The organism is Burkholderia sp. Ac-20392 (assembly GCF_017104585.1).
Classification (GTDB): domain Bacteria; phylum Pseudomonadota; class Gammaproteobacteria; order Burkholderiales; family Burkholderiaceae; genus Burkholderia; species Burkholderia lata.
On the sequence record NZ_JAAGPB010000422.1, the window covers coordinates 1 to 7,483 of the forward strand.

The window sequence follows — 7,483 nt, forward strand, 5'->3', positions numbered from 1 at the left end:
TGACCGGTAGCTGGCGCATCGTGATGCCCGGCAGCTGCAACTGCACGAGATCACGGATCCGCTCGACCGGCCCGAGCTTCGCCTGCGCGGGAAACCGTGCACGCAGGCTGTCGGCCGGCACGTCCGCGCGCACCGCGAGCACGAAGCCGGCCGTGTCGCGCAGCGCCGGGTCGGCCAGCGTCGCGACGCGGATGCCGTTGCCCGCATCGCGCAGCTCGATCTGGATCGCGTTCTGCTCGAGCACCGTCGACAGCGACCGGCGCAGCTCGGTCATCAGCTCCGCGAAGCTCGTGCGCAGGTCGTCGTGCACGTAGACTGCGAGCGACTGCGGGCGCCGGCCGGCCGCCGTGAACGTGCTCAGGTCGCACGCGAGCTTCAGCCAGTCGCAGAACAGCGCCTCCGGATGCGTCGACACATGCTGCTGCGCATGCCAGGTCAGCGCGAGATAGCGGTTCACGAGCTGCAGCAGCAGGAAATCCGCGACTTCCGACACGCCGCCGCGCCCGGGCTCCGACAACCGCTCCGCGAGCGCTTCGCTGCGTTGCGTGAGCAACCCGTGCAACTCGCGCGCATAGGCCAGCAGCACGGCGTCGTGCTGCGCGACGAGGCGCGGCGGAATGTAACCGTCGTCGACGAGCAGCCGCGCATCGGTGCGCCGCTCCACGATCCGTGCGATGCCGAGCGCGTGCCAGTCGCCGGTCAGTTCGGCCTCCAGCATCAGCCGTACGTTCAGGCGGCCCGTCTGCAGCAGCGCGGGGCCGAGCGCGACCGCGTTCGCGTCGGCCACTTCGTATTCGCGCACGACGTAGCGTGCGACATCGGCACCGCTGTTCGCGCCATTCGCGCCATTTGTGCCGTTCGCGGCATTGCCGCTGCCTGCGCCGGCACCTGCACCGAACGACACTTCCTCGCCACCGCCGCGCCACAGCGGCAGCGCGAGCACGACGAGCTGGTCCTTTGCGTCGGCGGGTACGTCGAGCGGTTCGGGGAGATCGTCCGGATGGGACAGGTCGAACGGCGTGCCGTCGCGCATCACGCCCGATGCGGTGCGCAGCGCGACCTTGCCGAGCGCCAGTTGCTCGCGATCGAGCTCCAGCGTGTCGAAGCCCCAGTAGAAGCCCTGCAGCGGCAGGCAGCGCAGCGCGACGTAGCGTTCCCAGTGCCGTTCGAGCTGCTGGAAATGCTGCGGCCGCAGGAACATCCCCTCGGTCCACACCACCCGCTGGCGGAGCGCCGCGACCGGCGTCGCGGACATCGTCGGTTCGGTCATGGGCGCCCCTTCGCATCGTTCAGCGCGATGCCGCCATTGCGTACGGCGATCGACAGCTTCAGTTCGCCCGGCGACGTCTGCCAGAACTTGTAGAGATTGAGCTGCTTCGCACGCGGCAGCGGCACCGTCAGCCGCCAGCGGTTCTTTTCGAGCATGCGGTATTCGGCGACCACGCCGATCGCGCCGGCCTCGACGTTGCCGCGATAGTGCAGCGTGCGCGACTCGCCCGGCCGCAGGATCACGCGGTCGGTGCCCAGCAGGTCCGCGCCGAGCACGTTTTCCGGCTTGTCCTGCAGCGAGAAGAAATCCGCGCTGTCGAACGACGATGCCGCGCGGAGCTGGAACACCTTCAGCACGATCGGCGAAGGCTTGCGGTTCATGTCCGGGTTGACGTCGGGCGCGACGTCAACCGTGATCGCATACGGCACTGCCGCGGCGTGCTCCGTCGCACCGCACCCCGGCAACAGCATCACGCATCCCCATACGATGAAACTGCTCGACCGCCATTGCATATTCCACCCTCGCCACCCAATAGCCGCGCGCCGGTTTTCAACTTCGAAACCGGATGATCTGATTGAAAAAGGGACAATTAATTGATCGGTAATTGTGTAACCTGCATATCCATCCATTGCAATCCGTATCGGCAAATTGTTCTTGTAAAAAGCCGGGTCATATCAATCAGGGTTTTTGAAAGTCGCTTTGGCGAGATGATGGGCAATTGAATTGATGTTGGTAAATTAATGGCAAAAGTTAATCCGACCGGTGCGCGTGAGCGGCCCGGTTCTATGGCGTGGACACCTGTCGGATGGGCACGGGGCGCAAGCCGGCCGGCCGCGGAGCAAGGGGCGCTCGCGACGCTGGTGGTGTGCCAGGCTATTCGTTTCGCACGAACGGACGGTCCGATTTTTCGTGCATTGACGTGCGCTGACCAAACAACTGACGAATCCGAAAAACACAGCGAACTATAGGCCGTTTTTCCGGTTTCACAAGCACTGAAATTCGTAGTCGATTCTGTATTCAGGTGGAAACGGATTGGCTAAATGAAACAAAACGTAACAGCCGGTTCCGTGCCGATGATTGGCACTAGAATCCAACAGCGCTTGTGTGCCACCTTCCAATTACGCCAATTTTTAATTTCAATAATGAAAGGTCGTTCATCGCTCGTTCTTTTCCTCGGCGCATTGTTGCTGGGGGCCGGCGGGTGCAGTACGTCCCCGACACAGTCGGCTGCACGCGCGACGGTCGATAGCGCGCGCGCCGCGTACGACAGCGGCGACTACGGGCGCACGATCGCACTGCTGAGCCATGCGAAGGAGATCGACGGCGCCGACACCGACACGCAGGTGGCCGCGCACAAGCTCCTCGCGTTCAGCTATTGCGTGACGAACCGCATCACGCCGTGCCGCGCCGAGTTCTCGAAAATTCTCGACCTCAACCCGCGCTTCGACTTGTCCCCTGCCGAGAAGGGGCATCCGATCTGGGGGCCCGCGTTCGAATTCGCGCGCCGCAGGCATGCGTCGTCATCCTGAACGAACCGGCTTCCACGCGAGCGCTTCACCGAGCGACGTATGCCATGCAACTGATCGTGATCGAACATGCCGGCGAGCCGGTCGAAAACGACTCCTACGACGCCGTCGTGTTTCATCCGCCGGGCGGCACCATCGGCCGGGCCAGCGACAACCATCTCGTGTTGCGCGACGACACACGGCAGATTTCGCGGCTGCAGGCGCTGCTGCAGGTCGGTGACGACGCGTGCCTGCTGAAGAACCTCAGCAGCGTATCGACGATCGAGGTGAACCGCGAGCCGGTCGGTTATGCGCAGGAGCGCCCGCTCAACACCGGCGACATCATCCGCATCGGGCCGTACGTGTTGCGCGCCGAACGTGACGATGGCAGCGATGGCGACGATGCACCGGTCATCGACATGGCGACCGATACCGGCGCGCACGCCGATTCGCAGGCGCAGGCACGCGCTTCAGCAGCCCCCGCGCCAGCATCGCCTTCGCGGATCGATACGAAAGGCGCCGGCAACCGGCTGTGGGGGCTTCTCCAGGATCGTCTCGCGCCGCGCGGCAAGGCGGCGGACGCCGGCACACGGCCAGGTGGCCCCGCACGTACGGACGCGGCCCACCCGGCGAACCGCGCGGCGCAAACCGACCCGCCCGCACCCTCGCAGCGCGACCTGAACCAGTTGTCGATCGATCCGCTCGACCTGTTCACGCAGTCGTCGGGCGATATCGGTACATCGGGCACGGCGGCGCACGTCGATCGCGGCAACTCGGATCGCGAAGCGTCGTCCACGACACAGGCCGACCACGCGCCCGAGTGGACGCAACACGTGCGTGTCCAACCAGCCGCCGCGCGCGCCGCCGATACGCCGCCGGCCGACGAACCTGCACCGCACGCCACACGCGCACCGACACCCGATGAACTGCTGAGCGCGTTCTTCGAAGGCGCGGGGCTCGATACGGCCGCCGAGTCGCATCAGTGGTCGGCCGAACAGCTGTATATCGCGGGCCAGTTGCTGGCGCTGTTCGCGAACGGCACGGTCGAGCTGCTGTCGTCGCGCAGCATCCTGAAGCGCGAGGTGAAGGCGCACATGACGATGCTGCTCGATCGCGAGAACAACCCGCTGAAGCTGCTGCCGGACGGCGGCGCCGTGCTGCGGCAGATGTTCGGGCTGCCGCTGCCGGGCTTCATGTCGCCGCAGAGCGCGGTCAGCGACGCGTTCCAGGATCTGCATGCGCACCAGATCGGCATGGTTGCCGGCATGCGCGCCGCGTTGATGGACCTGCTGACGCGCTTTTCACCGCAACGCCTGCGCGAGCGCGACGACGCGATGCGCTGGTACGAGAAGCGCGTGCCCGCGCTGTACAAGGCCAGAATGTGGGATCGCTACGCGGCGACCCATCGCGACACGGTGTTCGCGATCGAGGACGATTTCGCGTCGGTGTTCGGCAAGGCGTTCCTGGCCGCATACGACGCGGAAGTGGAAAGCTATCGCGGCAGCGGCCGGCATTGAGCGTCGAACGGCACGCCCGCCATCGGCAATGGGCGATGCGTGCCGGCGATGGTGTCAGGTGTCCGTTTCATGCGAGGCCACCTTGTTTCGCCCCGTTTCCTTCGCGTGGTACAACGCCTCGTCGGCCGCCTTGATCACCGACTCGACCTCCCCTTCCTGCTCGGGGGCCCAGCTCGCCACGCCGATGCTCGCGGTGACGCGCCCGAATTCGCTTTCCGCATGCTCGATCGCAAGCCCGTCGATGGCTGCGCGAATCCGCTCGGCGATCTCCGTCGCCCCCGTGGCCGGTGTATCGGGCAGGATCACGACGAACTCCTCGCCGCCATAGCGGGCCGCGGTGTCCGCGGGGCGCCGGATGTTGTCGCCGATACATCGCGCCACCGCCGCCAGTGCGTCGTCGCCGGCCTGGTGACCATACGTGTCGTTGAAAGACTTGAAGCGGTCGACGTCGACGAACAGCAGCGAGAATACCGAGCGGGCACGGCGTGCGCGGCGCCATTCGAGGTCCAGCACTTCCCCGAACGAGCGGCGATTGTTGAGCCCGGTGAGGCCGTCGGTGCGCGCGAGCATCACCAGCTCGGATTCGGCCCGCATCCGGCGCCGCAGCTGGGTGCCCAGCATGAAGGACAGCACGATGAACGCCGCGCCGAAAGTCGCCACCAGCGCACCGATCGTGATCGCCCGGTGCCGCCACGCGGCGTAGATGTCCTGCTCCGCCTCGGCGACCATGATGATCAGCGGCAGGTGCGGCAGCGTCTTGAAGTAGTAGAGGCGGCGCACGTTGTCGATCGTCGAGGTGTCGAGGAACGAGCCTTCCGGCGCGGTCAGGAAGTGGCGAAACGTCGCCGCCTTGCTGATGTCGCGGCCGATGGTGTGCACGTCGTACGGCTGGCGCATGAACATGATGCCGTTCGTGCCGACCAGCGAGATCGCGCCGTGCGAGCCGAGCGCGAGGCCGGCGAACAGCGTGTGGAAATACTCGAGATTGACCGCGATCAGCGCAATGCCGGCAAACGAGCCGTCCGGATTCGACACGCGGCGCGTCAATGCCACGCTGAGCGAGCCGCCGCGCAGGCGGGATGCAAACGGATCGCTGATGTAAAGCCCGGCGTTCGGATTGTCCCGGTGAACCGTAAAGTACTTGCGGTCGCCGAAATTGCCCTGTCGCGGCACGTCGTTCGCCGAATCCAGGATGATGTTGCCGGCCGAATCCAGCACGAGCATTGAGCCGAGAAATTTCGCGGTCATCGCGTGATCGAACAGGATGCCGCGCCGCAACGCCGGCGAGGCCGCCATGACGTCCGGCCGCTGCAGGCCCTGAATCACCGCTTCCAGCGACAGGCCGTACAGCTCGATATTGCGTTCGATGTCGCGCTCGGCGATGAGCGCCAGGTTCCGCGACGTATCGCGCGCGCGATCGAGTGCGTCGTGACGGCTCTGGAACAACTGCAATACGCAGAGGCCCATCAGCGCGCACGCTATCAAGGTCCCCGCCAGCACAACGTAGTACGGCGCTGCCGACCGCGGATGCATCCGTTTCCTCTCAGGTTGGGCCGACGCTGACGCACCGGTTGTTATGGTTTCTTCTGGATAACCTATACCAAAAAGTGTGACATCCGGGTACGAGGTGCAGTCCGTACTTGCCAGGTTGCCGACGACGTGGCCTGAGCGGTGTCGCGTGCATCGTGTTCCGCGCGTGCCGGCACCGGGTGTCGGCGTCAGTTTACCGAGGGGGGTGCCTTGGCGTGCGTCGTTGCCGGTGACGGAATCGAAACAATCGATCCGCAGTGGCACGCGTATTGAAATGCCCGGGGGTTGCCGTTCGAATGCACGGCTGGCAGGAAAACTGGCGAAAGACCGGGCATCCCGCCCGGCCTGCGCCGATCGCGTGCGCAACGCCGACAGCGCCGCGCACGCGATCGATCGACGACCGTCAGACGGCCATCACCGTCACCGACTTCGTGACGAGGTACGGCTCCAGCGCTTCCGGCCCGCCTTCCGACCCGTAGCCCGAGTCCTTCACGCCGCCGAACGGCATTTCCGGCCACGGCGTCGCCGGCTGGTTGATCCACAGCATCCCGACTTCGAGGCGCTGCGTGAGCAGGTGCACGTTCGCGAACGCACGCGTGAACGCGTAGCCGGCGAGACCGAACGGCAAACGGTTCGCTTCGGCGATCGCGTCCTCGAGCTTGTCGAAACCGCGAATCGCCGCGACCGGGCCGAACGGCTCGTTGTTGAACACGTCCGCTTCGAGCGGCACGTCGGCGATCACGGTCGGCGCGAAGAAGTTGCCTTCCGAGCCGATCCGCTCGCCGCCGGTTTCGATGCGCGCACCGACCTTGCGTGCGTTGTCGACGACCGACGCCATCGCGGTGAGGCGTCGCGGGTTCGCGAGCGCGCCGAGCGTCGTGCCTTCCTCGAGGCCGTTGCCGACCTTCAGCCCTTCCGCATGCTTGACCAGCGCGCGCGTGAATTCGTCGCGGATGCTGTTGTGCACGAGGAAGCGCGTCGGCGAAATGCAGACCTGGCCCGCGTTGCGGAACTTCGCGCCGCCGGCGGCCTTCACCGCGAGCGCGACGTCGGCGTCCTCGGCCACGATCACCGGCGCGTGGCCGCCCAGTTCCATCGTCGCGCGCTTCATGTGCAGGCCCGCCATCGCGGCGAGCTGCTTGCCGACCGGCGTCGAACCCGTGAACGTGACCTTGCGGATCACCGGGTGCGGGATCAGGTACGACGAGATTTCAGCCGGATCGCCGTACACGAGGCCGATCACGCCGGCCGGCACGCCCGCGTCGACGAAGGCGCGCAGCAGTGCGGCCGGCGACGCGGGGGTTTCTTCCGGCGCTTTCACGAGGAACGAGCAGCCGGTGGCGAGCGCGGCGCTCAGCTTGCGCACGACCTGGTTGACCGGGAAATTCCACGGCGTGAACGCCGCGACCGGGCCGACCGGTTCCTTCACGACGGTCTGCTGCGCGGCGAGGTTGCGCGGCGGCACGATCCGGCCGTACACGCGGCGGCCTTCGTCCGCGAACCATTCGATGATGTCCGCCGCCGACAGCACTTCGACGCGCGCTTCGGTGAGCGGCTTGCCCTGTTCCTGCGTCATCAGCTGCGCGATCGCGTCGGCGCGTTCGCGCACCAGCGCGGCGGCCTTGCGCATCGTCGCCGCGCGCTCGTGCGCGGGCACCTTG

Annotated in this window: 6 protein-coding genes; 2 read left to right on the top strand and 4 right to left on the bottom strand. The window is 66.2% G+C overall.

What is annotated here, in order from left to right; translation table 11 throughout:
• Both tssK and tssJ read right to left on the bottom strand, forming a co-directional pair.
• Window positions 1–1,270 (bottom strand): type VI secretion system baseplate subunit TssK (tssK, locus tag G3N99_RS30880; RefSeq protein ID WP_206124274.1); only part of this gene is annotated, 1,270 nt, incomplete at its 3' end.
• On the bottom strand, window positions 1,267–1,782 hold the full coding sequence (tssJ, locus tag G3N99_RS30885; RefSeq protein ID WP_011355198.1) for a type VI secretion system lipoprotein TssJ: 516 nt from the start codon (window positions 1,780–1,782) through the stop codon (window positions 1,267–1,269). The genes tssJ and tssK, both read right to left, overlap by 4 nt.
• A gap of 630 nt (window positions 1,783–2,412) precedes the next feature.
• Between tssJ and G3N99_RS30890 the strand changes: the two genes are divergently transcribed.
• Window positions 2,413–2,799, top strand: a complete 387-nt coding sequence (locus G3N99_RS30890) for a TssQ family T6SS-associated lipoprotein (protein ID WP_027791608.1) — start codon at window positions 2,413–2,415, stop codon at window positions 2,797–2,799.
• Window positions 2,800–2,843: 44 nt separating this feature from the next.
• A complete protein-coding gene (gene tagH, locus G3N99_RS30895) occupies window positions 2,844–4,292 on the top strand; it encodes a type VI secretion system-associated FHA domain protein TagH (RefSeq protein WP_206124275.1) in 1,449 nt (482 codons plus the stop codon).
• 54 nt (window positions 4,293–4,346) lie between these two features.
• Here the strand turns inward: tagH and G3N99_RS30900 are convergent, their stop codons facing one another.
• Both G3N99_RS30900 and G3N99_RS30905 read right to left on the bottom strand, forming a co-directional pair.
• A complete protein-coding gene (locus tag G3N99_RS30900; RefSeq protein WP_206124276.1) occupies window positions 4,347–5,825 on the bottom strand; it encodes a diguanylate cyclase in 1,479 nt (492 codons plus the stop codon).
• Window positions 5,826–6,225: 400 nt separating this feature from the next.
• A partial coding sequence (locus tag G3N99_RS30905) for an NAD-dependent succinate-semialdehyde dehydrogenase (RefSeq protein ID WP_206124277.1) occupies window positions 6,226–7,483 on the bottom strand: 1,258 nt, incomplete at its 5' end.